Genomic DNA, 26809 nt, shown 5'->3' with positions numbered 1-26809 from the left:
TCCTTCAGGATTATTGGCCTGGCGCGGTCTGGCGCCATGCTTGGGAGCGGCGCAGTGCGCCACGTGAAGCCCACGCCAGCAGCAGTGAAACGCTGCCTGAGGTGAACAGGATCAGGGTCGACATGGCCGCCGCACCGCCCACGTTGCCGGCGTCGTCCATGTTCAGCACAGCGACGGCGGCCAGGATGGTGTCGGGGCTATAGAGGAAGATCGCGGCGGACACGGTGGTCATCGCCGACACGAACAGGTAGCGCACGATGTCCAGCAGCGCCGGCAGGCAGATCGGCACCGTCACTTTCAGGTAATGGCGGTAAAACGGCGCCTTGAGTGACAACGCGGCGGCTTCGAACTCGGCGTCGAGCTGGCGCAGTGCGGTGGTGGCGGTCATCTGTGCGGTGGTCAGGTAGTGCGCAATGGTGCACACCACCAGCAGGGTCATGGTCCCGTAGAACACATGCAGCGGGTTGCCATTGAGGTTGAAAAAGAACACGTAGCCCAGGCCCAGCACCAACCCAGGCACCGCCATCGGCACGAAACTGAGCATGCGCAGCGCCAGGTTCAGGCCTTTCTGACCCTTGGTCTTTTCCATCAGGTAGGCCCCGGTGAAGATCAGCACGCTGCCGATCAACGCCGTGCACAACGCCATGGTCAGGCTGTTGCGATAGGCCAGCCAACCGCCGCCCGCCGTGTCTTCGAACTGATAGTGGTTGAGCGACAGCGACAGGTTGTACGGCCAGAACTTCACCAGCGACGAATACACCGCCATGCCGAATACCAACAGCAACAGGGCACAGATCAGCAGCACGATGGCCAGGTAGCAGGCGTCTCTCAGGCGCGAGGGTGCCGGCTGGAACACTTGGGCACGCCCGCTCATCGAATCGCCGTGGCGGCGGCGCAGCCAGGCGTCGACGCCAAAGCTGAACAGCGCCGGCAGCAGCAACACCATGCCGATCAATGCGCCACGCCCGAACTGCTGCTGGCCAACCACGGCTTTGTAGGCCTCCAGCGCCAGCACCTGGTAATCGCCGCCCACTACCACAGGCACGCCAAAGTCGGTGATGGTGAGGGTGAACACCAGGCAGAACGCGGCGAACACCGCCTGGCGCGTGGCGGGCCAGGTGATGCTGCGAAACGCCCGGGCCGGGCTGGCGCCCATGCTGGAAGCGGCATCGAACAGTCGCGCATCCGCCAGGGACAGCGCCGACAGCAGAATCATCAGGGCGTGTGGGAAGGTGTAGATAACCTCCCCCAGCACAATGCCCCAGAAGCCGTAGATATTGTCCGAGAGCAACCCACGCAGCATGCCCTGGTTGCCGAACAGGTACACCAGCGCGATGCCCGGCAGCATCGACGGAGCCATCAGCGGCAGCAGCGACAGGCCACGCCAGATCGACTTACCGGGAATCAACGTGCGTTGCAGCGCGTAGGCAAACAGGTAGGCAAGCGGTACGACGATGGCCGCAACGCTGAGGGAAACCTTGAGGCTATTGCCCAGTAGCCAGTGGAAGTTGTCACTCGTGACCAATTCCCGCGCGGCCACCAGGCCACCGCCCTGCCCGGCTTCGCTGCTGAAACCGCGCCAGAAGATCGCCAGCAGTGGCAGCAGCACGGCGACGCTCAGCAGCAAAAGCCACAGCCACTTGCCGCCAAGCACGAAAAGACGGTCACCCATTTCGGCGCGGGTAGCCTGGCGCGGCAGCGTCATCACCGTAGCCATCTCAGGCAAACACCTGCAGGCTGCGCGGTGGCAAGGCCACCCAAATATCCTGGGCGCCCAGGCGCGGCATGGCCTCGGGGGCCAGTTCAGCCAGCAACGGGTGCCCGGGTAACTGCTCCAGTTCAAAGCTCATGCGGCAGCGGTTGCCAAGAAAGGTGATCTCACGGACCTTGGCCGGGAACAGGTTCTCTTCATGCACCGGCGGGTTGACGCTGATCGCCTCCGGGCGACAGAACAGGCGCCCAGACCTGGCGACGCCGGCGTCGTCGGCCAGGCGCATGTTCATCCCGCCCACTTGGGCGTGGCTGGCACTGTTGCGGCTGAACGGCAGCCAATTGCCCTGGCCGACAAACTCCGCCACGAACGGCGTGGCCGGGCGGTCGTAGATCTCCTGGGGCGTGGCGTATTGCTCGACCTTGCCGTTGTTCATCACGGCAATGCGGTCGGCCATCAGCATGGCTTCGTCCTGGTTGTGGGTGACCATCAGGGTGGTAATGCCCAGGCGACGTTGCAGTTGGCGCAGCTCGGTGCACAGATGCTCGCGCACCCGGGCGTCGAGGGCCGACATCGGTTCATCCAGCAGCAATAACGACGGCGCCGGGGCCAGCGCACGGGCCAGGGCAACCCGTTGCTGTTGGCCACCCGAGAGCTGGCCGGGGAATTTCTTTTCGCTGCCCAGCAGGCCAACCAGTTCCAGCATCTGGCCGACGCGCTTGCGCACTTCGTCACGACCGCTGCCGGTGAGGCCGTAGCCGATATTCGCTTCGACGGTAAGGTTGGGAAACAGTGCGTAGGACTGGAACAGGATGCCGTAGTCCCGCGCCTGGGGCGGCAGCAGGGATACATCCCGGTTGCCCAGGTAAAGCTCGCCGCTGTCCTGGCGTTCCAGGCCCGCGATGCAGCGCAGCAGGGTGGTCTTGCCGCAGCCCGACGGGCCCAGCAGGCACACCAACTCGCCGGCGGCGACGTCCAGGGAGACGTCATCCAGCGCGGTAAAGGCGCCAAAGCGTTTCTGGATACCGCGCACCTTCATGGGCGCGCCGGGTTGGGTCAGGGCTGTGTTCATGCAAGGCACCTCATCGAACGGATGAAGGCCATGCTAGGCAGGCAATGCGTCCCTGATGTGGCAGAAAGGCAAAACCAGGCGATAGTGGTATTGGTGGAATTGGGTAGGACGCGAACACCATTGTGGTGAGCGGGCTTGCCCCGCGCTGGGGCGAGCAGCGGCCCTAAAATCAGGCTCCCGGTTTTTCCTGCAAAAAATGCGGTGGCATTATTGGGGCTGCTGCGCAGTCCAGCGCGGGGCAAGCCCGCTCACCACAGAGATCTTACTCGACCGTTAGAGTGGAGACATTTCCTGCGCCAACCCCAGGAACGCCGCCGGTAACCGCGCGCCTTTGCGCTCCTTGAGGCAGTACAGGTACTCGGGAATCTGCGGTGCATTTTCAATGGTCAGCACGCGCAGTTGCGGGTCGTGGGGCACTTCCTGACGCGCAATGATGCTGATGCCAATGTTGCGCAGCACCGCCTCACGGATCGACTCGCGGCTACCGATTTCCAGCAACGGGCCGAAGCTCACGTTGGCGCTTTGCAAGAGCTCTTCGGTGAGGCGTCGCGTGGTTGAGCCCGCTTCACGCATCAGTAAAGTGTGCCCGGCCAACGCCGAGAGCGGCACATGATCGAGCTTGGCCAGCGGATGGTTGCGGTGCACCGCCAGCACCAGCGGGTCGGTGCCCAGCACGCGGCGGATCAGGCGCGGGTCTTCCAGCAGTTGCGAGGAAGCAGCGACGTCGACGCGGTAATCGTCCAGCGCTTCCAGCACCTGCTGGGAGTTGCCGATCTCCACCGACACGTCCACTTGCGGCAGGCGCTCGCGAAAGGCTTTGACCAGGTCGAGGATGTAATACGGCGCTGTCGCGGCGATTCTCAATGCACCCTGGACCTGACCATTGTTGCGCAGGAAAAACTCGATGTCCGCTTCCTGCTGCAACAGCGCCTTGACCATCGGCAGCAGGCGCGCGCCGTCGTCACTGACGGTGAGGCGGCGGCCGCCTCGGTAGAACAGTTCGACGCCGTACTGGCTTTCCAGGTTACGGATCTGGGTGGTGACCGTGGGTTGGCTCAGGCCGAGTTTTTTCGCCGCCTGGGTAATGCTGCCCAGGCGGGCGACCATGAAAAACGCCTTTAACTCCGCACTCAGCACACCGCCCTCTCATCGTTTATTTGCGCAACAGGCGCAGGCCATTGAACACCACCAACAGGGCCACGCCCATGTCGGCGAACACCGCCATCCACATGGTGGCCAGGCCCAGGAAGGTGACCACCAGGAAGATCGCCTTGATCACCAGCGCCAGGGTGATGTTCTGCTTGAGGATACTCGACGTTTGCCGCGACAGACGAATGAATGCCGGAATCTTGCGCAAGTCATCATCCATCAGCGCCACGTCAGCGGTCTCGATGGCCGTGTCGGTGCCGGCGGCAGCCATGGCAAAGCCGATCTCGGCACGGGCCAGGGCCGGGGCGTCATTGATGCCGTCGCCGACCATACCCACACGGTGGCCTTGACCGTAAAGGGTTTCGATGGCTTGCAGCTTGTCGGTAGGCAGCAGGTCGCCCTGGGCCTGGTCGATGCCGACTTGGGCGGCGATTGCCTGGGCGGTGTGAGTGTTGTCGCCGGTGAGCATCAGGGTCTTGATGCCCAGTTCATGCAGTTGCTGGATGGCTTCGCGACTGCTGTCCTTGACGGTGTCGGCCACCGCGAACAGTGCCAGCGGGCCGGAGTTGTCGAGCAGCAGCACCACGGACTTGCCCTGCTTTTCCAGGGCGAAGAGTTTTTCTTCCAACTCCGGCGAGCACAGGCCCAGGTCTTCCACCAGGCGATGGTTGCCCAGGTGGTAGGTTGCACCGTTGATATCGCCGCGCACGCCGCGACCGGCCAGGGCCTCAAAGTTATCCACAGCGTGAACCGGCAGGTTTTTATCCACAGCCGCATTGGCAATCGCCAGTGACACTGGGTGATCGGAGCGCCCTGCCAGGCTGGCGGCCAGGGCCGGCGCGCTGTCTTCAAGGTTGGGGAACAGCGCCAGGTAATCGGTTTGCACTGGCTTGCCGTGGGTGATGGTGCCGGTCTTGTCGAGCGCCAGGTAGTCGAGCTTGTAACCGCCCTCCAGATACACGCCGCCTTTGATCAGGATGCCTTTGCGCGCGGCGGCCGCGAGGCCACTGACGATGGTCACCGGAGTGGAAATCACCAATGCACAGGGGCACGCAACCACCAACAGCACCAGGGCGCGGTAGATCCAATCGAACCAGGCGCCGGCCATGAACAGCGGCGGAATAATGGCCACGCCGAGGGCGAACAGGAACACCGCCGGGGTGTAGACCTTCGAGAAGCTGTCGACAAACCGTTGGGTCGGTGCTCGCGCGCCCTGGGCTTGTTCCACCGCGTGAATGATGCGCGCCAGGGTGGAGTTGTTGGCCGCGGCAGTGACTTTGTATTCCAGGGAGCCTGCCTGGTTGATGGTGCCGGCGAAGACCTTATCACCCACGGTCTTTTCGATCGGCAGGCTTTCACCGGTGATCGGCGCCTGGTCGATGGTGGACTGGCCGGCAGTGACTTCACCGTCCAGGCCGATGCGCTCGCCGGGCCTGACCCGCACGATGGCATCCAACTCAATGCTTTTGACCTCTTTTTCGACCCATGTCCCATCCGCCTGCTGCACTGTGGCCTGCTCAGGCGTCATTTGCATCAAGCCGCTGATGGCATTGCGCGCACGGTCCAGGGACTTGGCTTCGATCAACTCGGCCACGGTGAACAGGAACATCACCATTGCCGCTTCCGGCCATTGGCCGATCAAGACCGCGCCAGTCACCGCGATGCTCATCAAGGCGTTGATGTTCAGGTTAAGGTTTTTCAGGGCAATCCAGCCCTTTTTGTAGGTGGTGAGGCCGCCGCTGAGGATCGACACCAGCGCGACCACCGCGATAACCCAGGTGGGCGCGGCATTGGTGAAGTGCAGCACCTCGGCAGCCAACGCGCCAACGCCGGACAGCGCCAGCGGCCACCAGTGCTTCTTGGGCGATGGCTCGGCGGCAGGCTTGCCTTCTTCGATGGGGTCGGCCTGCATGCCCAGGGATTTGATCGCGTCGACGATGGGCGCAGTGTTCGGCAGGTCGTGAGTGACGCCGAGGATGCGGTTGATCAGGTTGAACTCCAGCTGCTGCACGCCCGCGAGCTTGCCCAATTTGTTCTGGATCAGCGTCTGCTCAGTAGGGCAGTCCATGGCTTCGATGCGGAAGGTGCTCAGCCGGGAGCCAGCGGTGGGCGCCTCGCTCAGTTGCACCAGTGCCGGCGTTGGAGTGCCGGAACAGCACGAACCACCGTGGCCGTGGTCATGCACGGGCGTGAGTTTTTTCGGGCCATGATCATGGTCGTGATCGTGCTTATGCGGGGTGTGGAGGGAATCGCTCATTCTGTCGCGTCCGTAAAGGTGCCTGTTGCCAAGTAAAGACCCTGTAGCCACTATAGGGTCAAGCACCCATTTGGAGATTGCTGCGATGAAGATCGGCGAATTGGCCAAACTGACCGACTGCCCGGTAGAAACCATCCGTTACTACGAGAAGGAAAGCCTGCTACCGCCCCCGGCGCGCACCGATGCCAACTACCGCGTGTACACCCAGGCACACACCGAGCGACTGATCTTTATCCGCAACTGCCGCAGCCTCGACATGACCCTGGAAGAAATTCGCAGCCTGCTTGGCCTGCGGGACAGCCCCCAGGACCAGTGCGAGAACGTGAATGCGTTGATTGACGAGCACATCCACCATGTAAAGGCGCGGATCGATGGGCTGTTGGCGTTGCAAGAGCAATTGCTGGACTTGCGCCAACGCTGTGGCGGCGGGCCCGAGTGCGGGATTCTGCAGCGGCTGGAAGTCAGCGGGAGTGTGGCAGCCAGCGAGGCTGAGCCCTCGCATGTAGGCAGAAGCCACGGCCACTAAATCAAGTGAACACCGGCTAAATGTGGGAGCGGGCTTGCCCGCTCCCACATTGATCAGATGGCCACGTCTGCCTTGATGCTTGGGTCGGCGTCGTAACCGACGATTTCGAAGTCTTCGAACCTGTAGTCGTAGATCGACGCAGGTTTGCGCTTGATCACCAGTTCCGGCAGTTTCTTCGGCGTACGCGCCAGTTGGGTGCGTATCTGCTCCATGTGGTTGCTGTAGGCGTGGGTGTCGCCCGTGGTGACGATGATCTCGTGAGGGATCAGGTCGCACTGCTGGGCCAGCATATGGGTGAGCAAGGCCAGCGCGGCGGTGTTGTACGGCAGGCCGAGGAACACGTCGGAGCTGCGAATGTACAACTGCATCGACAGGTGACCGTCGTGCACAAACGCCTGGTACAGCAGGTGGCACGGTGGCAGGGCTTGCTTGCCGTTGCGCGCGTTTTCCTGCGGGCTTTTGGTTTCGTCGGGCAGGTACTCGACGTTCCAGCCGTGGAACAGGATGCGGCGGCTGTTCGGGTTGGTCTTGAGCGTGTGGACCATGTAGTCGATCTGGTTGATCGTACCGCCGTCCTTGGTTGGCCAGGCGGTCCACTGTTCGCCGTACACCGGGCCCAGGTCGCCCTCTTCGGTGGCCCATTCGTCCCAGATGCGCACGCCGTTTTCGTTCAGCCACTTGATGTTGGTGTTGCCGCTCAACATCCAGATCAGCTCATTGGCGATACTTTTGAAGTGAAGCTTCTTGGTGGTCAGCAGCGGGAAGCCGTCGGCCAAGTTATGCCGATACTGACGGGCGAACACGGCCTTGGTGCCGGTGCCGGTGCGATCGCCCTTGGTCAATCCATTGGTCACGACGTCGTTCAGTAGTTCGAGATATTGCTTCATGTTGGTACCTGTATCGGTGAAGCCGAGGCTGGCGAGCCTCGGCATTCGAATTTAAAGCGCAGCGTTCTTCAGCGGTTGCGGGCGGTTATAGGCCCACCACAGCAGGCCCAGGCCCACGAGGATCATCGGCAGGCTGAGGATCTGACCCATGGTCAGCCAACCCCACGCCAGGTAGCCCAGTTGTGCATCCGGCACGCGCACGAACTCGACGATGAAGCGGAAGATCCCGTAGAACAACGCGAACATGCCCGACACCGCCATGGTGGGGCGTGGCTTGCGCGAGAAGATGTACAGGATAAGGAACAGCGCCACGCCTTCCAACGCGAACTGGTAAAGCTGCGACGGGTGGCGCGGCAGTTGCGCCGGGTCGCTGAACGGCGGGAACACCATGGCCCACGGCACGTCAGTCGGCTTGCCCCACAGCTCGGCGTTGATGAAGTTACCGATACGCCCGGCACCCAGGCCGATCGGCACCATCGGCGCAACGAAGTCCATCAGTTGGAAGAACGACTTGCCATTACGACGGCCGAACCACCAGGCGGCGATCATCACGCCGATAAAACCGCCGTGGAACGCCATGCCGCCCTTCCACACTTCGAAGATCAGCGTCGGGTTGGCGATGTACGCCGAAAGATCGTAGAACAGCACATACCCCAGGCGCCCGCCGACGATCACCCCCATCGACAACCAGAAGACCATGTCGGAGAGCTTCTCCTTGGTCCAGGTCGGGTCGAAACGGTTCAGGCGCCGGGAGGCCAGCAACCAGGCACCGCCGATGCCGATCAGGTACATCAACCCGTACCAGTGGATTTTCAGCGGACCGATGGCCAGGGCCACCGGGTCGATCTGCGGGTAAGGCAGCATTGCGACTCCTCGTTAATCATTCGTTATTGCGACCGGACCATGCCCGGGCGCGATTAAGACTGCATTACTCACGTTTTTCAAAGCAAAAAGTTTATGCCGACACAGAACAGCAACCCGGCAAACAACCGCTTGAGCAAACGCGGCGACAACCGGTGCGCCAGGCGCGCGCCGAAGCGGGCGAACACCATGCTGGTCAGGGCAATGCCCAGCAGTGCCGGCAAATACACGAACCCTAGACTATGAGCGGGCAACAGCGGGTCATGCCAGCCCAGAATCATGAAACTTAATGCACTCGCCAGCGCGATCGGCAGGCCGCAGGCCGATGAGGTGGCGACCGCCTGTTGCATCGGCACGCTACGCCAGGTCAAGAACGGCACGGTCAGCGAGCCGCCGCCAATCCCGAAAATCGCCGAAGCCCAGCCAATCACGGTGCCCGCCAGGGTCAGGCCGACCTTGCCCGGCACCGTTCGGCTGGCCTTGGGCTTGACGTCCAGGGCCAACTGCACGGCCACCAGCAGGGCAAACACACCAATGATTTTCTGCAGGTGCGGGCCGGAAATCGCCTCGGCGGTCAACGCGCCAAAACCCGCACCGATCAAGATACCCACGGTCATCCATACAAAGATCGGCCAACGCACCGCGCCACGTCGGTGGTGCTCACGCACGGCATTCACCGAGGTGAAGATGATCGTTGCCAGGGAGGTGCCCACGGCCAGGTGGGTCAGCACCTGCGGGTCGAAGCCCTGCAAGGTGAAGCTGAACACCAGCACCGGCACGATGATGATCCCGCCGCCCACGCCAAACAGCCCGGCGAGCACGCCCGCACAGGCGCCGAGCAGCAAATACAGCAGAAATTCCATGGGAGCCCCCAAACCAAGTCCGGCATGTTAACGGATGGAAGGCATGCGACCCAACTGGATACGATGGAACGGCGCTGCCGGTGTGGGTAGAGTGGGAAAAAACACAAAAGGGAATCGCCTGATGTGCCTGATTGTTTTCGCCTGGCGGCCGGGCCACGCCCAGCCGTTGATCGTCGCGGCCAACCGCGATGAATTCTACGCCCGCCCCAGCCTGCCGCTGGCCCAATGGCCGGATGCGCCCGACGTCTACGCCGGTCGCGATCAGGAAGCAGGCGGCACGTGGCTGGGGGTGAATGCCGATGGGCGCTTTGCTGCCCTCACCAATATCCGTGACCCGCACCAGCCGCCGGCTCGTAAGTCGCGTGGCGAGCTGGTGGCGCGTTTTCTAAACGGTTCCCTGCCGATTGAGGACTATTTAGCCGACGTTAATGGCCGTTCGATTGAATATGCCGGGTTTAACCTGCTGCTGGGTACACGGGATGAGCTTTGGCATTACAACGCCAATCACACCGAGCCGACGCGATTGGAAGCTGGGGTGTATGGGCTGTCCAACGCCGGGCTGGATACGCCGTGGCCAAAGTTGCTCAAAGCCAAGACGGCGTTGAGCGCGGTATTGGATGATCCACAGCCGGAAGCCTTGTTGGGGATTTTGAGTGATCCTCAAACGGCGCCGTTTGCAGACCTGCCAGATACCGGAGTGGGCTTGGCGACGGAAAGCCTTTTATCCAGCGTGTTTATCGCCAGCCCAAGTTATGGGACACGAGCGAGTACGGCGCTGATCGTGAATGCCGACGGGACGCGGCGGATGGTGGAACGTAGTTTCGGGCCGCATGGTGGGCGGCTTGGTGAGGTAGAACTGAGGATTTAGCGGTGTTTGGGCTGGCGCCATCGCTGGCAAGCCAGCTCCTACAATGGAATGCATTCCAATGTAGGAGCCGGCTTGCCGGCGATGGCCTCGGTCTAGAGGGTTTTCGCCGAAGCCGGGTTGATCATCCGCGTCAGCCCCAGGTTTTTCAGGGCCAATTGCAACGAGCTGTGGATAACTTGCGGGTTGTCGATGGTCATCAACTCCGCCAGCAGGTCCTTGGCCATGCTCAGTTCAACCTGGCGCAGCATCCACTTCACCTTCGGCAAGTTGGTGGCGTTCATCGACAGGCTGTCAAAGCCCATCGCCATCAACAGCACCGCCGCCGCCGGGTCGCCGGCCATTTCACCGCAGATGCTCACCGGCTTGCCTTCGGCATGGGCGTCGCGCACCACATGTTGCAGTGCTTGCAGAACCGCCGGGTGCAGGTAGTCGTAAAGGTCGGCCACCCGTGGGTTGTTACGGTCCACGGCCAACAGGTATTGGGTCAGGTCGTTGGAGCCCACCGACAGGAAGTCCACCTGCCGCGCCAGCTCCTTGGCCTGGTACACCGCTGCCGGGATTTCGATCATCACGCCAATCGGCGGCATCGGTACGTCGGCGCCTTCGTCGCGTACTTCGCCCCAGGCGCGGTGGATAAGATGCAACGCCTCTTCCAGCTCATGGGTACCGGAGATCATCGGCAGCAGGATGCGCAGGTTGTTCAGGCCCTCACTGGCCTTGAGCATGGCGCGGGTTTGTACGAGGAAGATTTCTGGGTGGTCGAGGGTGACGCGGATACCACGCCAGCCGAGGAACGGGTTGTCCTCTTTAATCGGGAAATACGACAGTGACTTGTCGCCGCCAATGTCCAGGCTGCGCATGGTCACCGGCAACGGGTGGAAGGCTTGCAGTTGCTCGCGATAAATCGCCAGCTGCTCCTTCTCACTCGGAAAACGCTGGTTGATCATGAACGGCACTTCGGTGCGGTACAGCCCCACCCCTTCGGCGCCGCGCTGTTGCGCGCGGGCCACATCGGCGAGCAGGCCGGTATTCACCAGCAACGGCACACGGTGGCCGTCGGTGGTCACGCACGGCAGCTCGCGCAATGAATCGAGGCCCAGCGCCAGTTGCTTCTCTTCCTCGACCACTTCGGCGTATTGCTTGCGCAGTACTTCGCTGGGGTTGGTGAACACTTCACCACGATGGCCATCGACGATCATGTCGATGCCATCCACTTTGGAATACGGCAGGTCCACCAGGCCCATCACGGTCGGGATGCCCATGGCCCGGGCCAGGATCGCGACGTGGGAGTTGCCCGAACCCAGTACCGACACCAGGCCGACCAGCTTGCCTTCGGGCACTTCGCCGAGCATGGTGGCGGTCAGTTCTTCACTGATCAGGATGGTGTTGTCGGGGTAGACCAGGTTGGTGGTGCGGTCTTCCTGCAGGTAGGCCAGCAGACGGCGACCGAGGTCACGCACGTCCGAGGCGCGTTCGCGCAGGTAGGCGTCATCCATCAATTCGAAACGGTTGACGTGATCGGTGACCACTTGGCGCAGCGCACCCTGGGCCCACTGGCCGGTCTTGATCACGGTCTTGACTTCATTACCCAGCGACGCGTCGTCGAGCATCATCTGGTACACGTCGAACAGCGCACGCTCTTCGGGGCGCAGTTGTGTGGCCAGCTTGGTCGACAGGTTGCGCATGTCCGCGCGCACGCCTTCCAGGGCGGTCTTGAACAATTTGATTTCAGCGTCGATATCATCGACGGTCTTGTCCGGCACTACGTCGAGGTCGGCCGGCGGCAGCATGACCACGGCGGTACCGACCGCCGCGCCCGGCGAACCCGGTACGCCGACGAACTTGGCTTCCTGGATGCCCTTGCCCTGGCGCCCAAGGCCGCGAATCGAGCCGGTGGCTTCGGCGTGGGCGATAACCCCGGCGAGCTGCGCGCTCATGGTCACGAGGAAGGCTTCTTCACCTTCGTCGAACTGGCGGCGCTCTTTTTGCTGGATGACCAACACGCCGACAACGCGGCGGTGGTGAATGATCGGTGCGCCGAGGAACGAGGCGTAACGCTCTTCACCGGTTTCGGCAAAGTAGCGATAACGCGGGTGATCGGCCGCGTTTTCAAGGTTCAGGGGTTCTTCACGCGTCCCCACCAGGCCCACCAGACCTTCATTGGGCGCCATGCTGACCTTGCCGATGGAGCGCTTGTTCAAGCCCTCCGTGGCCATCAGCACAAAACGGTTGGTCTCGGGGTCCAGCAGGTAAACCGAGCAGACCTGGCTGCCCATGGCTTCCTTGACGCGCAACACAATAATCCCCAACGCCGCCTTGAGATCCTTGGCGGAGTTAACTTCCTGGACGATCTTGCGCAGCGTATTGAGCATGGCTCGGGGTCGAACTCCGTCGTCAGTCGCGCGCTAAAAGGCGCGGGGCAAGCTCTTTGAGAGCGCGACGATAAACCTCGCGCTTGAATGTCACCACCTGGCCCAACGGGTACCAATAGCTGACCCAGCGCCAGCCATCGAACTCCGGTTTACCGGTCAAATCCATCCGCACCCGCTGCTCGTTGGAGATCAGGCGCAGGAGAAACCATTTCTGCTTCTGGCCGATGCACAGCGGTTGGCTGTGGGTACGCACCAGGCGTTGCGGCAAACGATAGCGCAACCAGCCACGGGTACAGGCCAGAATTTGTACATCTTCGCGCTCAAGGCCGACTTCTTCGTTCAACTCACGGTACAAGGCGTCTTCAGGGGTTTCGTCGGGGTTGATTCCACCTTGAGGAAACTGCCAGGCATCTTGGTTGATTCGGCGAGCCCATAGCACCTGTCCGGCATCATTCGTAAGAATAATCCCGACATTAGGACGGAAACCATCGGGGTCGATCACGGCAACAACCTCGCAAACGCATGTCGCCGCATTGTTCCACAAAGGTTGATGAAGCGGCAACGAGGCTTCTTACCTTATGTGCACTCTTGTGAAAAGACCGTATTCTGGACGCCTTTTTACAGACTTTTCAGCGAGTAACTGCAATGCGCCTGGCTTTATTCGACTTGGACAACACCCTCCTCGGCGGTGACAGCGACCACGCCTGGGGCGATTACCTGTGCGAGCGCGGGATTCTCGACCCGGTGGCCTACAAGGCCCGCAACGACGAGTTCTACCAGGATTACCTGGCCGGAAAGCTCGACAACGCCGCCTACCTGAACTTTTGCCTGGAAATCCTCGGCCGCACCGAGATGGCCCAATTGGATGAGTGGCACAACGACTACATGCGCGACTGCATCGAGCCGATCATGCTGCCGCTGGCGATTGAGCTGCTGGCCAAGCACCGCGCCGCCGGTGACAAGCTGGTGATCATCACCGCCACCAACCGTTTTGTCACCGCTCCGATTGCCGCACGCCTGGGCGTGGAAACCCTGATCGCCACCGAGTGCGAGATGGAAAACGGCCGCTACACCGGGCGCAGCACCGACGTACCGTGCTTCCGCGAAGGCAAGGTGACACGCCTTAACCGTTGGCTGGATGAAACCGGCTACACCCTCGAAGACAGCTACTTCTACAGTGACTCGATGAACGACCTGCCGCTGCTGGAGCAGGTGACCCACCCGGTGGCGGTGGATCCGGACCCGAATCTGCGCGCCGAGGCCGAGAAGCGCGGCTGGCCGGTGATTACGTTGCGAAGCTGAACATGCCATCGCCGGCAAGCCGGCTCCTGCATTGGAATACGCTCTCCTTGCAGGACACGGCTTGCCGGCGATAAAGGCAACACAGTCCCAAGCCCTACATCGGCTTGGCCACCATCAAATAGAAAATCGCCATAAACGCCAGGAACGCCGGCCACCCCAGGCCAAACCACCAGCGCATATAGGTCGCAGCCTTGATCGGCATCGCCGTGCCCTCCAGCAACGCCTGCTCGGCCATCTGGTGCACGCGAATCTGCAACCACACCACCGGCAGCCAGCAGATACCCGCCAGCACATACAGACCGAACGTCCACTGCAGCCAACTCTGCTGCAACGACCACCCCGCCAGATGCATCAAGCCGAGCCCGCTCAGCGGCTGGAACACCGCCGTGGTCGCGGTAAACGCCCAGTCGGCGAACACCAGGTGCTTGAAGGTCACCGCGATCACTTCCACCTTGCCGGTGCGCCAGGCGCGCAACGCGTAGTACGCCGAGCCCGCGCCCAGCCCGAACAGGAGGGTCGACGAGAGGATATGCAGGGTTTTCAGCAGCAGGTAAGCGCTCATCTAGACGGGCTTGGCACCCATCAGCCCGGCAATCGCCACAAACCCCACCAGGCTGACCACCGCCAGCACCAACGTGAAGTTCAGGCTACCGCCCTCGCCTTTGCGCAGGCGATTAAGCCGCGCCACCAGCCAGAACCACGCCAGCGCCGCCACGGTATAGAGGATGCTGGACCCCAGGATCCAGGTCTGCCCCAGCGGCCAGCCGATCAGATGGACCAGCCACCAGCCGGTAAACGGCATGCTCACCACGCAAATGCCCATCAACAACCAGACGAATGCCCACGGGCGCTGCACGGTCACCGCCGGGCCGGCGCTGCGTTTGCGCCAGGCCAGCAACGCCAGCCCCAGGCCGCTGAGCAGCAGCAACACAGTGGCTGTTATGTGGATAACTTTCAGGGTTGTCAGGGTTTCCATGTGTCGTCTTCCTTAAAGGCCGCCCCCATCAGCGTAGTCGCTCAACCGAGGAACAGTTTGTAGGCCGGGTTATCGCTTTCATCCCAGTACGGGTAGCCAATGGCTTCCAGGGCTGCCGGCACCAGGTGGCGCTCATCCGCCGGCACTTGCAGGCCGGCGACCACACGGCCGTCTGCTGCGCCGTGGTTGCGATAGTGGAACATCGAGATGTTCCAGCGCCCGCCCAATTTGTTAAGAAAGTTGAACAAGGCACCCGGACGCTCCGGGAATTCGAAACGCAACACCACTTCGTCGCTGACCTTGGCTGCGTGCCCGCCGACCATATGACGGATGTGCAATTTGGCCAGTTCATTCTCGGTCAGGTCCAACACCGGGAAACCCTGGCTGGTAAGGCTGGCGATCAGTGCACTGCGCGGATCGTTGTCCGGGTGGGTTTGCACGCCCACAAAGATGTGCGCCTCGCTGCCGGAGTGGTAGCGGTAGTTGAATTCGGTGATCTGGCGCTTGCCCACGGCCTCGCAGAACGCCTTGAAGCTGCCGGGCTTTTCGGGAATGGTCACGGCGATGATGGCTTCGCGACCTTCACCCAGTTCGGCGCGCTCGGCCACATGGCGCAAGCGGTCAAAGTTGACGTTGGCACCGGAGTCGATGGCCACCAGGGTCTGCCCGGTCACGCCACGGGTCTCCACGTATTTCTTGATGCCCGCCACACCCAGGGCTCCCGCCGGCTCGGTGATGGAACGGGTGTCGTCGTAGATGTCCTTGATCGCCGCACAGATTTCATCGGTGCTCACGGTGATCACTTCATCCACATAGTCCTTGCAGATGTCGAAGGTGTGCTGGCCGATCTGCGCCACCGCCACGCCATCGGCAAAGATGCCCACGGCCGGCAATACCACGCGCTCGCCCGCAGCCATGGCGGCTTGCAGGCAGTTGGAGTCGTCCGGCTCGACACCGATGACCTTGATCTCCGGGCGCAGGTATTTTACGTACGCCGCGATACCGGCGATCAGGCCGCCGCCGCCCACCGGTACGAAGATCGCGTCCAGCGGCCCTGGATGCTGGCGCAGGATTTCCATCGCCACGGTGCCCTGCCCGGCAATGGTGTGCGGATCGTCGTATGGGTGGATGTAGACGTAGCCTTTTTCGTCGACCAGTTTTAGCGAGTAGGCCAGGGCTTCGGGGAAGGAATCGCCATGCAGCACCACCTTGCCGCCACGCGAGCGCACGCCTTCGACCTTGATCTCGGGGGTGGTCTTGGGCATCACGATAGTGGCCTTGACCCCCAGCACCTTGGCCGCCAGGGCCAGGCCCTGGGCATGGTTGCCGGCCGACGCCGTGACCACGCCGCGCGCACGCTCTTCGGCAGTCAGTTGGGTCAGCTTGTTATAGGCGCCGCGAATCTTGAACGAGAACACCGGCTGCAAGTCTTCACGCTTGAGCCAGACCTTGTTGCCCAGCCGTTCGGAGAGCTGGCGGGCGGTCTGCAACGGGGTTTCTACGGCAACGTCGTAAACGCGCGAGGTGAGGATCTTTTTGACGTACTGTTCAAGCATCGGCGGATATCACTGGGCGGGTTGGGCAGGGCCAAGGAGTCTAACCCAGCGTTTGGGCGGGCGACCACACGAATCCAGAGGTTTTGTTGCGTTATACTCGCGCCCCTCGATAACTCCCCGCCCGTTCCGGAGCCCGCATGACCCAGGATCAACTCAAACAGGCAGTGGCCCAGGCCGCCGTCGATTTAATCCTTCCTAAACTCGACGACAAGAGCATCGTCGGTGTCGGCACCGGCTCCACCGCCAACTGCTTTATCGATGCGCTCGCCCAGCACAAGGGCGCGTTCGATGGCGCCGTGGCCAGCTCCGAAGCCACCGCTGCGCGCCTCAAGGGCCACGGCATTCCGGTGTATGAGCTCAACACCGTGAGCGACCTGGAGTTCTACGTCGACGGCGCCGATGAAAGCGACGAGCACCTGAACCTGATCAAGGGCGGCGGCGCAGCCCTGACCCGCGAGAAGATCGTCGCCGCCGTGGCCAAGACCTTCATCTGCATCGCCGACGCCAGCAAGCTGGTGCCGGTACTCGGCGCATTCCCGCTGCCCGTGGAAGTGATCCCGATGGCCCGCAGCCACGTGGCCCGCGAGCTGGTGAAACTGGGCGGTGACCCGGTGTACCGCGAAGGCGTATTGACCGACAACGGCAACATCATCCTCGACGTGTTCAACATGCAGATCACTAACCCGGTTGAGTTGGAGACACAGATCAACGCGATCGTCGGCGTGGTCACCAACGGCCTGTTCGCCGCGCGCCCGGCCGATGTACTGCTGCTGGGCACTGCCGAAGGCGTCAAAACCCTCAAGGCCTGACACCCTTCCCTGTAGGAGCCGGCTTGCCGGCGATGCCGTCTTCAACATCGCCATCGCCGGCAAGCCGGCTCCTACAAGGGGCATTCAGGGATTGGTTTTCTTAAAGACGTAGAACAGGTTCGGCTCGCTGACGAGGTACAACGTGCCCTCGTCATCCATGGCGATCCCTTCGGCCTGAGGCACCCGCTTTTTCAGGCCATGGCGCCCGTTCAGCAGTGACAGACTGCTCAACGGGCGACCGTCGATATCCAGTTCCAGCACCAGGAACGACTCGTCCGACAGCGCCAGCAAATGGCCGCTGCGCTCGTCGTATTGCAGGCTCGACAGATCACGCACAAACAATCCGGCATCACGCTTGGGGTTGTTGATCACGTGCACCGAATAGGTTTTTTCCGGCTTGAAGTGGGGAAAACCGTGGACCTCGTAGATCAGCATCGGGTCGCGCTCCTTGGCCACGAACAGGCGCTTGCCCACCGAGTCATAGGCCAGGCCTTCAAAACCCTTGTTGCCACCCACGTGCAGGCCCAGGGTCATTTGCTCCGCATCGGCGGCGTCGAGGAATTGGGTGTCGTCGTCCACATGCACTTTGATCAGCCGCTGCTGGCGCTCATCGCTGATGACATAAATGTTGTCACTGATGAACTCCACGGCTTCGGCATCACCAAACCCCACCAACGGAATACGCCGTAGGATCTTGCCCTCCAGGGACAGCTCGATCAATTCGGCGTTCTTGTTGGTGACGGTAAACAGGCTTTTGCGCACCGGGTCGTAGGTCAGGGCCGAGACATCGTCATCAAGCCCGTCGATGACCTGGGCTTCCAGCGTCACCCGGTAATCCGCAAGGCCAATGGAGCGCTCGTCCGCCGGCTGGCGCCAGGCCTGCCAGTTGAACCAGGCGCGCTCGAAGAGGCGGAAGTGCTGCGCAACGGCCCCGGCGCTGACCAGGGCGATCAGCACCAGCATAAAGAAGAGGGGTTTGGGGCGGGCTAGTCGTCGCATCGGGCGGGCTCAAAGTCAAAAGTGGCGAATGAATATCACGCCCGTCTGAATTTAAACTTAAACGCGCCCGGATGTCTGGCGAATGCCGCACATAGAGACATATCCGACGTAATCGGTGTGCTATTTCTGCTTTTCGAAACGATAGAACAGGTTGGGCTCGCTGACGATGTACAAGGTGCCAGCCTCGTCCATGGTCACCCCTTCGGCTCGCGGAATGGTGTTTTTGAGGCCGTTGAATCCGCCGAGCAGGGTCATGAAGCTGACTTGCTCGCCCTTCTCGTCCAGCTCCAGCAGCAAATGGGAGTCGGCCGAGAGCACCAGCAAGTGCCCGGTGCGCGGGTCTACCGCCAGGGCGGAGAGATTGCGCATGTCCAACTCTTTGCTGGCCAGCTTCTGTTTATCGCCCGCCAGGGTCTGGCCACCGTCGCTTTTCCAGGTAAACAGCGCGGGCGGGCGCTCTTCGCCGAGTACCAGCTGCTGGTTGCGTTTGTCCCAGGTGATGGCTTCGAAGGCCTTGTTCTGGTCCTTTGAAGGGCCCAGGTCATAGCTGGTGAAATCCGCCTTGTTCAGCTGGGTGGTACTGGCGTCGACCTTGACGATGGTCAACGTGTGCTGGCGTTCGTCGACCACTGCCAGCAGGCCGTTTTCCATCACGGATACGCCTTCCGGATTGTCCCAGCCGTTGAGCGGCATCTTGCGCAGCACATCGCCCTGCAGGCTCAGCTCGACAAGAAACGGGTTTTTGCCCATCACCGAAAACAGGGTTTTGGTCTGCGGGTTGTAGGAGACGTCGGAAGCTTCGTCCTTTTCCATTCCCGGCAAAAGCTTGCCATCGATGACTGCACGGTAGTCCGGCAGCCACACGCTCTCCTGGCGTTCGGCAGGCGTCTCAAAGCGTTCCAGCACCCACAGCGCGCCGCGATCATCCCAGTGCATGGCCCAGGCAATGCCATACACAATGGCCCCGACCAGAAACAGCCAGGAGTACCAGCGCAAGGCAAAACGGGAACGCGGCTTGGGTGTAGCGGAGGGCAGAGGCACGGCCATTGGGCGCTTTTTCCGGAAAGTCAGCGTTAGGTGATAGCACAGGAACACAGGGCCCGCGCGCTGGAGGCTGAGGATTATCCGGATGGCGTGTGAAAAAAATGCAAAAAATTGGAAACTTCAGGCGCACACAAGACCCTGTGGGAGCCGGGCTTGCCCGCGATGGCATCAACCCGGTATGTCAGTCACACCGAGTCGATGCCATCGCCGGCAAGCCGGCTCCTACAAGCGCAGGTTCAGCGCACGCTGCTGTCGAAACGGCTCACGTTCGACAGTTCCAGCACCAGCTCATCACCGACATTCAATGGGCCTACGCCCGCCGGGGTGCCGGTGAGGATCACATCGCCCGCTTGCAGCGAGAAGCAGCCGGCCATGTGCTGGATCATCGGGATGATCGGGTTGAGCATCTGCGCGCTGTTGCCGTCCTGGCGCACTTCGCCATTGATGCTCAGGCGAATGCCGATGTCGGTGACGTCGGCAAAGGTGCTGCCCACGACGAATGGTGCAATCACCGCCGCACCGTCAAAGGACTTGGCGATTTCCCACGGCAGGCCCTTGGCTTTCAGCTCTGCCTGTTTGTCGCGCAGCGTCAGGTCCAGGGCTGGGGCGAAGCCGGAGATGGCGTCGAGCACTTCTTCGCGGCTGGGCTTGGTCGACAGCGGTTTGCCGATCAATACCGCGATTTCTGCCTCGTAGTGCACCGAACCGCGCTCGGTCGGAATGCTGAAACCGCCTTCCAGCGGCACCACGCAACTGCCCGGCTTGATGAACAGCAGCGGCTCGGTGGGCACTGGGTTGTCCAGTTCCTTGGCATGCTCGGCGTAGTTACGCCCGATACACACCACTTTACCGACCGGGAAGTGGATGTTGGTGCCGTCGACATACTTGTGCTGGTAGCTCATGGAACGACTCCTTCAGGGCGATTAAACAGCGAAGATCTTGCCAGGGTTCATGATCCCGTTCGGGTCGAACACGGCTTTGACGGCCTTCATGTATTCGATTTCAACCGGCGAGCGGCTGTAGGTCAGGTAGTCACGCTTGGTCATGCCCACGCCGTGTTCGGCGGAGATCGAACCGTTGTACTTCTCAACGGTTTCAAACACCCACTTGTTCACGGTGGCGCACTTGGCGAAGAACTCATCCTTGCTCAGGTTTTCCGGCTTGAGGATGTTCAAGTGCAGGTTGCCGTCACCGATGTGGCCGAACCAGACGATTTCGAAGTCCGGGTAATGTTCGCCGACGATCGCGTCAATTTCCTTCAAGAACGCCGGCACTTTGGAGACAGTCACCGAGATGTCGTTCTTATACGGGGTCCAGTGGGAAATAGTCTCGGAGATGTATTCGCGCAGTTTCCACAGGTTGTGCAGTTGGGTTTCGCTCTGGCTCATCACGCCGTCCAGCACCCAACCTTGCTCCACGCAGTGTTCGAAGGTTTCCAGCGCGTGGTTGGCGACTTCTTCGGTGGTGGCTTCGAATTCCAGCAGCGCGTAGAACGGGCACTCGGTGTCGAACGGTGCCGGCACGTCGCCTCGCCCCATGACCTTGGCCAGTGCCTTGTCGGAGAAGAATTCGAAGGCGGTCAGGTCCAGTTTGTTTTGGAACGCGTGCAATACCGGCATGATCGAATCAAAGTCGGTGGTGCCCAGCACCATCGCGGTGAGGTTTTTCGGCGCACGGTCCAGGCGCATGGTGGCTTCGACCACAAAGCCCAACGTGCCCTCGGCGCCGATAAACAGCTGACGCATGTCGTAGCCGGTGGCGTTCTTGATCAGGTCGCGGTTCAGCTCGAGTACGTCGCCCTTGCCGGTGACAACCTTCATGCCGGCCACCCAGTTGCGGGTCATGCCGTAGCGAATCACCTTGATCCCGCCGGCATTGGTACCGATATTGCCGCCAATCTGGCTGGAACCGGACGATGCGAAGTCCACCGGGTAGTACAGGCCTTTCTCTTCGGCGACGTTCTGCAATTGCTTGGTGACCACGCCCGGCTGGCACACGGCGGTGCGGTCGGTGAGGTTCACGTCGAGGATCTGGTTCATATAGTCGAACGACACCACCACCTCGCCATTCGCCGCCACGGCAGCGGCGGACAAGCCGGTACGCCCGCCCGATGGCACCAGCGCCACCTTGTGTGTATTGGCCCAGCGCACAATGGCCTGGACCTGCTCAGTGGTCTTGGGGAAGACGATGGCGGTCGGCGCGGGTGCGAAGTGCTTGGTCCAATCCTTGCCGTAAGCCTCCAGGGAGTCTGCATCGGTCAGCACTTTGCCGGGCTCAACCAGGGTCTTTAGCTCATCAATCAGGGCAGGATGGGTCATCGACAGAACTCTCGAACAATTCATGGTCATCCTGAGAACGCTTCACGTCGCAGGAATAGGTGTTTAGCGGGGCGCGTATGCTAGCATACCGCCCCCGCAGGACAGAGCCCAAGGGCGTTTCTGCGGTGACGGCTTTCCTGCCGTCCGGGTCAGCTTAAGCGATCCGATTCCCTGCCATTTTTCTCCGGGATACAGGTTTACGCAGATGAGCAAGACTTCTCTCGATAAGAGCAAGATCAAGTTCCTTCTTCTGGAAGGCGTCCACCCATCGGCTGTCGACGTTCTGAAAGCCGCCGGGTACACCAGCATTGAGTACATCACCAGTTCTCTGCCGGAAGCCCAGCTCAAGGAAAAGATCGCCGACGCGCACTTTATCGGCATTCGCTCCCGCACTCAGCTGACTGAAGAGATCTTCGACCACGCCAAGAAACTCGTGGCGGTCGGCTGTTTCTGCATCGGCACCAACCAGGTCGACCTCAACGCAGCGCGCGAGCGCGGCATCGCGGTGTTCAACGCACCGTACTCCAACACCCGCTCCGTTGCGGAGCTGGTGCTGGCCGAGGCGATCCTGTTGCTGCGCGGCATTCCAGAGAAGAACGCTTCCTGCCACCGTGGCGGCTGGATCAAAAGCGCGGCCAACTCCTTCGAAATTCGCGGCAAGAAGCTGGGCATCGTCGGTTACGGCTCGATCGGTACCCAGCTGTCGGTCCTGGCTGAAGGCCTGGGCATGCAGGTGTTCTTCTACGACACCCTGACCAAGCTGCCATTGGGCAACGCCACGCAAGTGGCCAGCCTGACCGAGCTGTTGGGCATGTCCGACATCGTGACCCTGCACGTTCCGGAAACCGCTGAGACCCAGTGGATGATCGGCGAGAAGGAAATCCGCGCCATCAAGAAAGGCGGCATCCTGATCAACGCTGCCCGTGGCACCGTGGTCGAGCTGGACGCCCTGGCCGACGCGATCAAGGACAAGCACCTGATCGGCGCCGCCATCGACGTGTTCCCGGTGGAGCCGCGCTCCAACGACGACATCTTCGAAAGCCCGCTGCGTGGCCTGGACAACGTGATCCTGACCCCACACATCGGCGGCTCCACCGCTGAAGCGCAGGCCAACATTGGCCTGGAAGTGTCGGAGAAGCTGGTCAAGTACAGCGACAACGGTACGTCGGTATCGTCCGTAAACTTCCCGGAAGTGGCCCTGCCGGCTCACCCTGGCAAGCACCGTCTGCTGCACATCCACCAGAACATCCCTGGCGTGATGATGGAGATCAACAAGGTCTTCGCGGAAAACGGTATCAACATCTCCGGTCAGTTCCTGCAGACCAACGAGAAGGTCGGCTACGTGGTGATCGACGTCGACGCCGAGTACTCGGACCTGGCGCAAGAGAAGCTGCAGCACATCAACGGCACCATTCGTAGCCGCGTGTTGTTCTAAGGTTTTGCCGCAACATGAAAAAGGGAGCCCCTCGGGGCTAATGCCAGTCAGTTAAGCTGACTGGCATTTTTATTTCTGATTGGATACTTCGGTGATTTGAGCCGGATGGCTCGGGGATAAATACGCTCCTCTCGCCGATGAGGCAGGACATAGTGCGGCGCTGAAGCATGGAGCTCGGCCAGGTATTTGGGGATGTTCCCGGAGCGGTCGGCCGAGACGCTGTTGATAAACCCTAAAATTGCCCAGGTACAGGCGGTAAAGCTCATTTCACATGGGTAAATACCCTGGCAGTGACGGCTCATTTCTACCATCTGATAGCGCAACAGGTTGTAGCCCAGCAACACGCCCCATAGTTCCTGCTCGATCATCTCGGGCGTCCTGCTACGCAAGGTATAGCTGCTGTTGAGCAGCGTCTGTTTCATCTCCCGAAAGCCCAATTCGATCTCCCATCGCTGGCTGTACAGGTCGACGATTTCATCAGACGGGAAGCGCAGCGGGTCGATCATTGACGTCAGGATCTGACACACCTTGCCCTTGACGGTTTTGCTCAGCAGTCGCGCAATCAGGCGCTCGGGCAGTCCCGGCCATTGCTTGCGGGCCTGCGGCGAAGTGCTTAACGAGACCACTGCATCCTGACGGCCCAAACGCTGAACAACTTCGTACTGCGCACCTTTGCGCAGTGGCATCAGCCAATGGCGCTCGGTGCCTGCTTGCTGCCATTGGTGCAGCAATCCCAAGGAGTAGAAGCCGCGATCGAAGAGGGTCAACGAGTGATCGGGCGTGGTGTCGATCAGTTGTTCGGCCAGTTTCATTTCGTTGCTGCGATAGCCATCAAATGCACTGCCGATCAACATGTGACTCGTCAATTCCATCTGACAGACCATGCGTACCTGGGGGAAACCGGTGTCGCCGTGCTGGTTGCTGGCCGAATCGTAGCGCGCTCGATTTTCGGGGGTGTCAGGCGTTCGCCAGACGACACCGTCGACGCCCAACAAGCGCAAACCGGCCCAAGTCGGATGGTTAGCTGCTTCATGCCAACTTTTCTGAGTCAGGTCGAAGACCTGTCGTACGGCTTCGCTACCGAGTCTCTGACGTGCCTGGACTACAGCGCTGGGGGCCACTAACGGGCGTTGACCCGGCAGCATGATGTTCATGCGACTGACCACATCCCACGCTGACATGCGCCGGAAGAACGCCATGGAAATCACGCACCAGAGCATCATTTCCAGCGGCAAGCGTCGCTTGCGCAGCGTCGCCACACCGGCCTGTTCAAGCGCCTGCTCGACCAAAGAAGGATCGAGCAAGGAATCCAATCCCTCGATTGAGTTTGGAGTGGAAGCGAAGTTGTGGGTCAGTTCCAGTGCCCGAGCGAGACGCATAAAAAAATCCGATGCCAGTACAGGCATCGGATTTTGATTTCTTGCGGCCAAAGGTCAAGCGAGATGGCTTAACTGATCGGCATTAGCCCCTCGGGGCTCCCTTTTTTGCATCTGAACAAATCTTACTTAACGTTAACCGTGATCACTTTCGAGGCTACAGTCGGGTTGAACTGCATGTGCAGCTTGTCGCCAGCCACCAGTTGCAAGGTGTGCTTGCCTGGGGTGAGGGTCAGTTCGGTTTCGGTCTGGGCCTTGCCGTAGTGGATCACGGTGTCGGTGGCCGGGATCGGCACGCTGGCGTCAGGCAGTTCTTTCTGGTCGATCAGCAGATGGTGGTGACCGGTGCCTGGATCCTGGCTGGTGGCCGGGGCCAGTTTCAGGCCCTCCATGCCGAATTTGACGGTGAAGGTTTTATCGACCGTCGCGCCGTCTTTAGGCGAGACGATGAATACTTTGGCATCTGCGGGTGGAGCGCTGCGCGGGATACCGTCAGCAGCAGTGGCCAACATCGAAGCACCCAGCATCAGGGAGGCCAGGGTGGCACGGGACAAAAAGGCGTTCATTCGCTTCTCCAGTTTTTCTATGAAATCTGTAGGGTTATGACAACTTCGCGACAAATTGCTGTCCAAGGCACTCAACACCATAGCAAAGCGATGCTGAACGGCGCCTCGCACATTAAAAATCTCTAGGAGTGACCATGCGCTTTTCGCCTGGCCTGTTACTTTTGCTTCCCCTAATGAGCCCCTTGGCTCACGCCGAGCTGATCGATGACGTCTTCGACCGTGGCGAACTGCGCATCGCTCTCGAAGCCAACACTCCGCCGTTCAACTTCAAGGAAGGCGACAAGCTCACCGGCTTCGAAGTGGAACTGGGCGAGCAACTGGCCAAGGAGATGGACGTGCGACCTTCGTTCATCACCACCGATGACACCGACCTGCTGCCAGGCGTGGAAACCGGCAAGTACGACGTGGCCATCAACCATATCGCTATGACTGCCGAGCTGCAGGATCGGTTCGATTTCAGTGAGGCGTATAACGAGAAGCCGGCGTTGGTGATCCCGTTCCAGAAGGGTAATCCGGCGTTCAAGGCGAGTTTGGACAAGGCATTGCAGCGCGTGAAGGCGGATGGGCGCTTGAAGGCACTGACCGATAAATGGCTGGAACCGGAACTGTAGGCGCCGGCTTGCCGGCGATAGCGGTGAGTCAGCGACAAATCAGGTGGCTGGGAGATTGCGATCGCTGGCAAGCCGGCTCCTACAGGTTTTTTAGCGCCTGGGCGGCTTCGGGCAATTCCAGCTCACTGAACACCAACACGCCATGCTGCTTGAGCAGCGCAGCCGTCACACCTTCGCCACTCACCTTCACGCCGCTGAAGGTGCCGTCGTAAGTCAGCAGATTGCCGCACGACGGGCTATTGGCCTTGAGCACGGCGATGCGGATGTTATGGCGCTGCACCAGTGCCAGGGCCTGGCGCGCCCCCTCAAGGAACGCCTCGCTGAAATTTTCGCCTTCGGCGGTCAGCACTTGGGCACGGCCCTCCCACACATCCACGCCTTGCCCGCCTGGGATCTCGGCGGCAGGTCGTGGGGTTGGCAAACCACCCGACACTTCCGGGCAGATCGCCACCACACGCCCCTCGGCCTGCCACACGGCCAACTGGTCGAACGGCCCACTGGCCCCGCCGTCGTAACGCACCTTGTGCCCGAGCAGGCAGCGGCTGATCAGAATCTTTTGCATACTTAAAACGGCTCGTTACCCCGACGGCGAAACCAACCGGTGAGGGACAGGCGTTCGCGCGTGGCGGGCAGGACTTCGTGGGGCACTTCGCCCGACAGGAACACCACCAGGCAACCGCCGGTGGGCACCACATCGTATTCGACGCCGTCCTTGAGGTACATGCGCAACTGGCCACCATGCTCGGGCAGCCAGGCGTCATTCAAGTAGATCACCGCCGAGACCATGCGCCGGTCATCGTCGCGAAAACGGTCCAGGTGCTTGAGGTAGAACGCACCCGGCGGGTACATGGCGAAATGGCTTTCGAAATCTTCGAGGCCGAGGAACAGGCCACGGTTCATCGCCAAACGCAGGCTGTCCATCAGCGCCATATAGGTGTCGCAGACCGCCGCGTCACCGTCCTCCAGCCACTGGATATGGTCACCGCGAATGCCTTCGCGAATCTCCTGGGCCGGGCCACGCCCTACCGCCGCCGGAGCCAGTTCACCCTCGGCCGCACGTTTACGGCACTCAGCCGCCAGTTCCAGAGTCAGAGCCTGGGGCACGAAGCCGTCCTGCCGGGACCAGCCCTTTTCGGCCAGGTCGTCGACAATACGTTGCAGCAAGGGGTGATCGAGGGGTATTTGCATGGCGCGCATAGTATCCATACGCCTGTGAATCCGACAGAGCCGCCGAGCGTCTGAATACACTTT

26 protein-coding genes are annotated in these 26809 nt (G+C 61.1%); 6 read left to right on the top strand and 20 right to left on the bottom strand.

The features are described 5' to 3' along the window. Positions 1–10 precede the first annotated feature (10 nt). From AC0IYN_RS12090 to AC0IYN_RS12075, 4 genes are all read right to left on the bottom strand, one after another. Positions 11–1717: a putative 2-aminoethylphosphonate ABC transporter permease subunit gene (locus AC0IYN_RS12090; RefSeq protein ID WP_471841533.1), complete on the bottom strand. Its 1707-nt coding sequence runs from the start codon at positions 1715–1717 to the stop codon at positions 11–13. A 1-nt stretch (position 1718) separates the two neighbouring features. Continuing rightward, positions 1719–2783 carry a putative 2-aminoethylphosphonate ABC transporter ATP-binding protein gene (locus AC0IYN_RS12085; RefSeq protein WP_406599320.1) on the bottom strand — a complete coding sequence of 355 codons (1065 nt, stop codon included), beginning with the start codon at positions 2781–2783 and terminating at the stop codon, positions 1719–1721. A gap of 273 nt (positions 2784–3056) precedes the next feature. Further along, positions 3057–3920 (bottom strand): LysR family transcriptional regulator, encoded by an 864-nt coding sequence (locus AC0IYN_RS12080; RefSeq protein ID WP_406599319.1) that lies wholly within the window; start codon positions 3918–3920, stop codon positions 3057–3059. Positions 3921–3936: 16 nt separating this feature from the next. Beyond that, positions 3937–6189: a heavy metal translocating P-type ATPase gene (locus AC0IYN_RS12075; protein WP_457239796.1), complete on the bottom strand. Its 2253-nt coding sequence runs from the start codon at positions 6187–6189 to the stop codon at positions 3937–3939. An 85-nt stretch (positions 6190–6274) separates the two neighbouring features. Here AC0IYN_RS12075 and cadR point away from each other — a divergent pair, with 85 nt between their 5' ends. Further along, a complete protein-coding gene (cadR, locus tag AC0IYN_RS12070) occupies positions 6275–6715 on the top strand; it encodes a Cd(II)/Pb(II)-responsive transcriptional regulator (protein WP_406599317.1) in 441 nt (146 codons plus the stop codon). A gap of 53 nt (positions 6716–6768) precedes the next feature. Here cadR and AC0IYN_RS12065 read toward each other — a convergent pair whose 3' ends face one another. The 3 genes from AC0IYN_RS12065 to AC0IYN_RS12055 all read right to left on the bottom strand — a co-directional run bounded on the left by AC0IYN_RS12065 (position 6769) and on the right by AC0IYN_RS12055 (position 9326). Further along, positions 6769–7602 carry a thymidylate synthase gene (locus AC0IYN_RS12065; protein ID WP_024077947.1) on the bottom strand — a complete coding sequence of 278 codons (834 nt, stop codon included), beginning with the start codon at positions 7600–7602 and terminating at the stop codon, positions 6769–6771. A gap of 51 nt (positions 7603–7653) precedes the next feature. Beyond that, positions 7654–8466 carry a prolipoprotein diacylglyceryl transferase gene (gene lgt, locus AC0IYN_RS12060; RefSeq protein ID WP_078050602.1) on the bottom strand — a complete coding sequence of 271 codons (813 nt, stop codon included), beginning with the start codon at positions 8464–8466 and terminating at the stop codon, positions 7654–7656. A gap of 77 nt (positions 8467–8543) precedes the next feature. Further along, complete coding sequence (locus tag AC0IYN_RS12055; protein WP_099493148.1) at positions 8544–9326, bottom strand: sulfite exporter TauE/SafE family protein; 783 nt, start codon at positions 9324–9326, stop codon at positions 8544–8546. Between the two features lie 121 nt (positions 9327–9447). On the opposite strand from AC0IYN_RS12055, the gene AC0IYN_RS12050 reads away from it, so the two are divergent. Next, positions 9448–10194 carry an NRDE family protein gene (locus tag AC0IYN_RS12050; protein WP_471844777.1) on the top strand — a complete coding sequence of 249 codons (747 nt, stop codon included), beginning with the start codon at positions 9448–9450 and terminating at the stop codon, positions 10192–10194. Positions 10195–10286: 92 nt separating this feature from the next. Here the strand turns inward: AC0IYN_RS12050 and ptsP are convergent, their stop codons facing one another. Both ptsP and AC0IYN_RS12040 read right to left on the bottom strand, forming a co-directional pair. Continuing rightward, on the bottom strand, positions 10287–12566 hold the full coding sequence (gene ptsP, locus AC0IYN_RS12045) for a phosphoenolpyruvate--protein phosphotransferase (protein ID WP_025859566.1): 2280 nt from the start codon (positions 12564–12566) through the stop codon (positions 10287–10289). A 22-nt stretch (positions 12567–12588) separates the two neighbouring features. After that, on the bottom strand, positions 12589–13068 hold the full coding sequence (locus AC0IYN_RS12040; protein ID WP_003176750.1) for an RNA pyrophosphohydrolase: 480 nt from the start codon (positions 13066–13068) through the stop codon (positions 12589–12591). A gap of 143 nt (positions 13069–13211) precedes the next feature. Between AC0IYN_RS12040 and AC0IYN_RS12035 the strand changes: the two genes are divergently transcribed. After that, entirely contained in the window at positions 13212–13868 is a 657-nt protein-coding gene (locus AC0IYN_RS12035) for a histidinol-phosphatase (RefSeq protein WP_406599314.1), read from the top strand. A 94-nt stretch (positions 13869–13962) separates the two neighbouring features. Here AC0IYN_RS12035 and AC0IYN_RS12030 read toward each other — a convergent pair whose 3' ends face one another. The 3 genes from AC0IYN_RS12030 to ilvA are packed head-to-tail and all read right to left on the bottom strand — an operon-like array spanning position 13963 to position 16400. Further along, complete coding sequence (locus tag AC0IYN_RS12030) at positions 13963–14430, bottom strand: DUF2269 family protein (RefSeq protein ID WP_406599313.1); 468 nt, start codon at positions 14428–14430, stop codon at positions 13963–13965. Further along, positions 14431–14844 (bottom strand): DUF2269 family protein, encoded by a 414-nt coding sequence (locus AC0IYN_RS12025; protein WP_471841528.1) that lies wholly within the window; start codon positions 14842–14844, stop codon positions 14431–14433. 41 nt (positions 14845–14885) lie between these two features. Beyond that, on the bottom strand, positions 14886–16400 hold the full coding sequence (gene ilvA / locus AC0IYN_RS12020; RefSeq protein ID WP_457239797.1) for a threonine ammonia-lyase, biosynthetic: 1515 nt from the start codon (positions 16398–16400) through the stop codon (positions 14886–14888). A 137-nt stretch (positions 16401–16537) separates the two neighbouring features. Between ilvA and rpiA the strand changes: the two genes are divergently transcribed. After that, positions 16538–17209 (top strand): ribose-5-phosphate isomerase RpiA, encoded by a 672-nt coding sequence (gene rpiA, locus AC0IYN_RS12015; RefSeq protein WP_028618351.1) that lies wholly within the window; start codon positions 16538–16540, stop codon positions 17207–17209. 84 nt (positions 17210–17293) lie between these two features. On the opposite strand, the gene AC0IYN_RS12010 is transcribed toward rpiA, so the two are convergent. From AC0IYN_RS12010 to AC0IYN_RS11995, 4 genes are all read right to left on the bottom strand, one after another. Beyond that, positions 17294–18208, bottom strand: a complete 915-nt coding sequence (locus AC0IYN_RS12010) for an SdiA-regulated domain-containing protein (RefSeq protein WP_406600012.1) — start codon at positions 18206–18208, stop codon at positions 17294–17296. Positions 18209–18328: 120 nt separating this feature from the next. Beyond that, positions 18329–19255, bottom strand: coding sequence for an SdiA-regulated domain-containing protein (locus tag AC0IYN_RS12005; RefSeq protein ID WP_099493153.1), 927 nt, complete (start codon positions 19253–19255; stop codon positions 18329–18331). 233 nt (positions 19256–19488) lie between these two features. Further along, positions 19489–20154, bottom strand: coding sequence for a fumarylacetoacetate hydrolase family protein (locus tag AC0IYN_RS12000; protein ID WP_406600013.1), 666 nt, complete (start codon positions 20152–20154; stop codon positions 19489–19491). Positions 20155–20175: 21 nt separating this feature from the next. Then, positions 20176–21570 carry an FAD-binding oxidoreductase gene (locus tag AC0IYN_RS11995; protein WP_471841526.1) on the bottom strand — a complete coding sequence of 465 codons (1395 nt, stop codon included), beginning with the start codon at positions 21568–21570 and terminating at the stop codon, positions 20176–20178. 205 nt (positions 21571–21775) lie between these two features. Here AC0IYN_RS11995 and serA point away from each other — a divergent pair, with 205 nt between their 5' ends. Next, positions 21776–23005 (top strand): phosphoglycerate dehydrogenase, encoded by a 1230-nt coding sequence (serA, locus tag AC0IYN_RS11990; RefSeq protein ID WP_003195214.1) that lies wholly within the window; start codon positions 21776–21778, stop codon positions 23003–23005. A gap of 47 nt (positions 23006–23052) precedes the next feature. On the opposite strand, the gene AC0IYN_RS11985 is transcribed toward serA, so the two are convergent. Beyond that, on the bottom strand, positions 23053–24384 hold the full coding sequence (locus tag AC0IYN_RS11985; protein WP_471844775.1) for an IS4 family transposase: 1332 nt from the start codon (positions 24382–24384) through the stop codon (positions 23053–23055). Between the two features lie 122 nt (positions 24385–24506). Then, positions 24507–24947, bottom strand: coding sequence for a DUF4399 domain-containing protein (locus tag AC0IYN_RS11980; protein ID WP_025859315.1), 441 nt, complete (start codon positions 24945–24947; stop codon positions 24507–24509). 134 nt (positions 24948–25081) lie between these two features. Here AC0IYN_RS11980 and AC0IYN_RS11975 point away from each other — a divergent pair, with 134 nt between their 5' ends. Continuing rightward, positions 25082–25558 carry a transporter substrate-binding domain-containing protein gene (locus AC0IYN_RS11975; protein WP_406599792.1) on the top strand — a complete coding sequence of 159 codons (477 nt, stop codon included), beginning with the start codon at positions 25082–25084 and terminating at the stop codon, positions 25556–25558. Between the two features lie 79 nt (positions 25559–25637). Here AC0IYN_RS11975 and AC0IYN_RS11970 read toward each other — a convergent pair whose 3' ends face one another. Further along, entirely contained in the window at positions 25638–26120 is a 483-nt protein-coding gene (locus tag AC0IYN_RS11970; protein ID WP_457267995.1) for a 2-thiouracil desulfurase family protein, read from the bottom strand. A gap of 2 nt (positions 26121–26122) precedes the next feature. Then, positions 26123–26755 carry a 2OG-Fe(II) oxygenase gene (locus tag AC0IYN_RS11965; protein ID WP_406599802.1) on the bottom strand — a complete coding sequence of 211 codons (633 nt, stop codon included), beginning with the start codon at positions 26753–26755 and terminating at the stop codon, positions 26123–26125. Positions 26756–26809: the final 54 nt, after the last annotated feature.

The organism is Pseudomonas sp. AC112, from assembly GCF_979253545.1.
This window is presented reverse-complemented; position numbering and strand designations above follow the sequence as displayed.

What these genes read in the sequence shown, in the direction of transcription:
- AC0IYN_RS12090 (WP_471841533.1), bottom strand. Translation starts at nt 1,717, where the DNA reads ATGGCTACGGTGATGACGCTGCCGCGCCAGGCTACCCGCGCCGAAATG.
- AC0IYN_RS12085 (WP_406599320.1), bottom strand. Translation starts at nt 2,783, where the DNA reads ATGAACACAGCCCTGACCCAACCCGGCGCGCCCATGAAGGTGCGCGGT.
- AC0IYN_RS12075 (WP_457239796.1), bottom strand. Translation starts at nt 6,189, where the DNA reads ATGAGCGATTCCCTCCACACCCCGCATAAGCACGATCACGACCATGAT.
- cadR (WP_406599317.1), top strand. Translation starts at nt 6,275, where the DNA reads ATGAAGATCGGCGAATTGGCCAAACTGACCGACTGCCCGGTAGAAACC.
- AC0IYN_RS12065 (WP_024077947.1), bottom strand. Translation starts at nt 7,602, where the DNA reads ATGAAGCAATATCTCGAACTACTGAACGACGTCGTGACCAATGGATTG.
- lgt (WP_078050602.1), bottom strand. Translation starts at nt 8,466, where the DNA reads ATGCTGCCTTACCCGCAGATCGACCCGGTGGCCCTGGCCATCGGTCCG.
- AC0IYN_RS12055 (WP_099493148.1), bottom strand. Translation starts at nt 9,326, where the DNA reads ATGGAATTTCTGCTGTATTTGCTGCTCGGCGCCTGTGCGGGCGTGCTC.
- AC0IYN_RS12050 (WP_471844777.1), top strand. Translation starts at nt 9,448, where the DNA reads ATGTGCCTGATTGTTTTCGCCTGGCGGCCGGGCCACGCCCAGCCGTTG.
- ptsP (WP_025859566.1), bottom strand. Translation starts at nt 12,566, where the DNA reads ATGCTCAATACGCTGCGCAAGATCGTCCAGGAAGTTAACTCCGCCAAG.
- AC0IYN_RS12035 (WP_406599314.1), top strand. Translation starts at nt 13,212, where the DNA reads ATGCGCCTGGCTTTATTCGACTTGGACAACACCCTCCTCGGCGGTGAC.
- AC0IYN_RS12030 (WP_406599313.1), bottom strand. Translation starts at nt 14,430, where the DNA reads ATGAGCGCTTACCTGCTGCTGAAAACCCTGCATATCCTCTCGTCGACC.
- AC0IYN_RS12025 (WP_471841528.1), bottom strand. Translation starts at nt 14,844, where the DNA reads ATGGAAACCCTGACAACCCTGAAAGTTATCCACATAACAGCCACTGTG.
- ilvA (WP_457239797.1), bottom strand. Translation starts at nt 16,400, where the DNA reads ATGCTTGAACAGTACGTCAAAAAGATCCTCACCTCGCGCGTTTACGAC.
- rpiA (WP_028618351.1), top strand. Translation starts at nt 16,538, where the DNA reads ATGACCCAGGATCAACTCAAACAGGCAGTGGCCCAGGCCGCCGTCGAT.
- AC0IYN_RS12010 (WP_406600012.1), bottom strand. Translation starts at nt 18,208, where the DNA reads ATGCGACGACTAGCCCGCCCCAAACCCCTCTTCTTTATGCTGGTGCTG.
- AC0IYN_RS12005 (WP_099493153.1), bottom strand. Translation starts at nt 19,255, where the DNA reads ATGGCCGTGCCTCTGCCCTCCGCTACACCCAAGCCGCGTTCCCGTTTT.
- AC0IYN_RS12000 (WP_406600013.1), bottom strand. Translation starts at nt 20,154, where the DNA reads ATGAGCTACCAGCACAAGTATGTCGACGGCACCAACATCCACTTCCCG.
- AC0IYN_RS11995 (WP_471841526.1), bottom strand. Translation starts at nt 21,570, where the DNA reads ATGACCCATCCTGCCCTGATTGATGAGCTAAAGACCCTGGTTGAGCCC.
- serA (WP_003195214.1), top strand. Translation starts at nt 21,776, where the DNA reads ATGAGCAAGACTTCTCTCGATAAGAGCAAGATCAAGTTCCTTCTTCTG.
- AC0IYN_RS11985 (WP_471844775.1), bottom strand. Translation starts at nt 24,384, where the DNA reads ATGCGTCTCGCTCGGGCACTGGAACTGACCCACAACTTCGCTTCCACT.
- AC0IYN_RS11980 (WP_025859315.1), bottom strand. Translation starts at nt 24,947, where the DNA reads ATGAACGCCTTTTTGTCCCGTGCCACCCTGGCCTCCCTGATGCTGGGT.
- AC0IYN_RS11975 (WP_406599792.1), top strand. Translation starts at nt 25,082, where the DNA reads ATGCGCTTTTCGCCTGGCCTGTTACTTTTGCTTCCCCTAATGAGCCCC.
- AC0IYN_RS11970 (WP_457267995.1), bottom strand. Translation starts at nt 26,120, where the DNA reads ATGCAAAAGATTCTGATCAGCCGCTGCCTGCTCGGGCACAAGGTGCGT.
- AC0IYN_RS11965 (WP_406599802.1), bottom strand. Translation starts at nt 26,755, where the DNA reads ATGCGCGCCATGCAAATACCCCTCGATCACCCCTTGCTGCAACGTATT.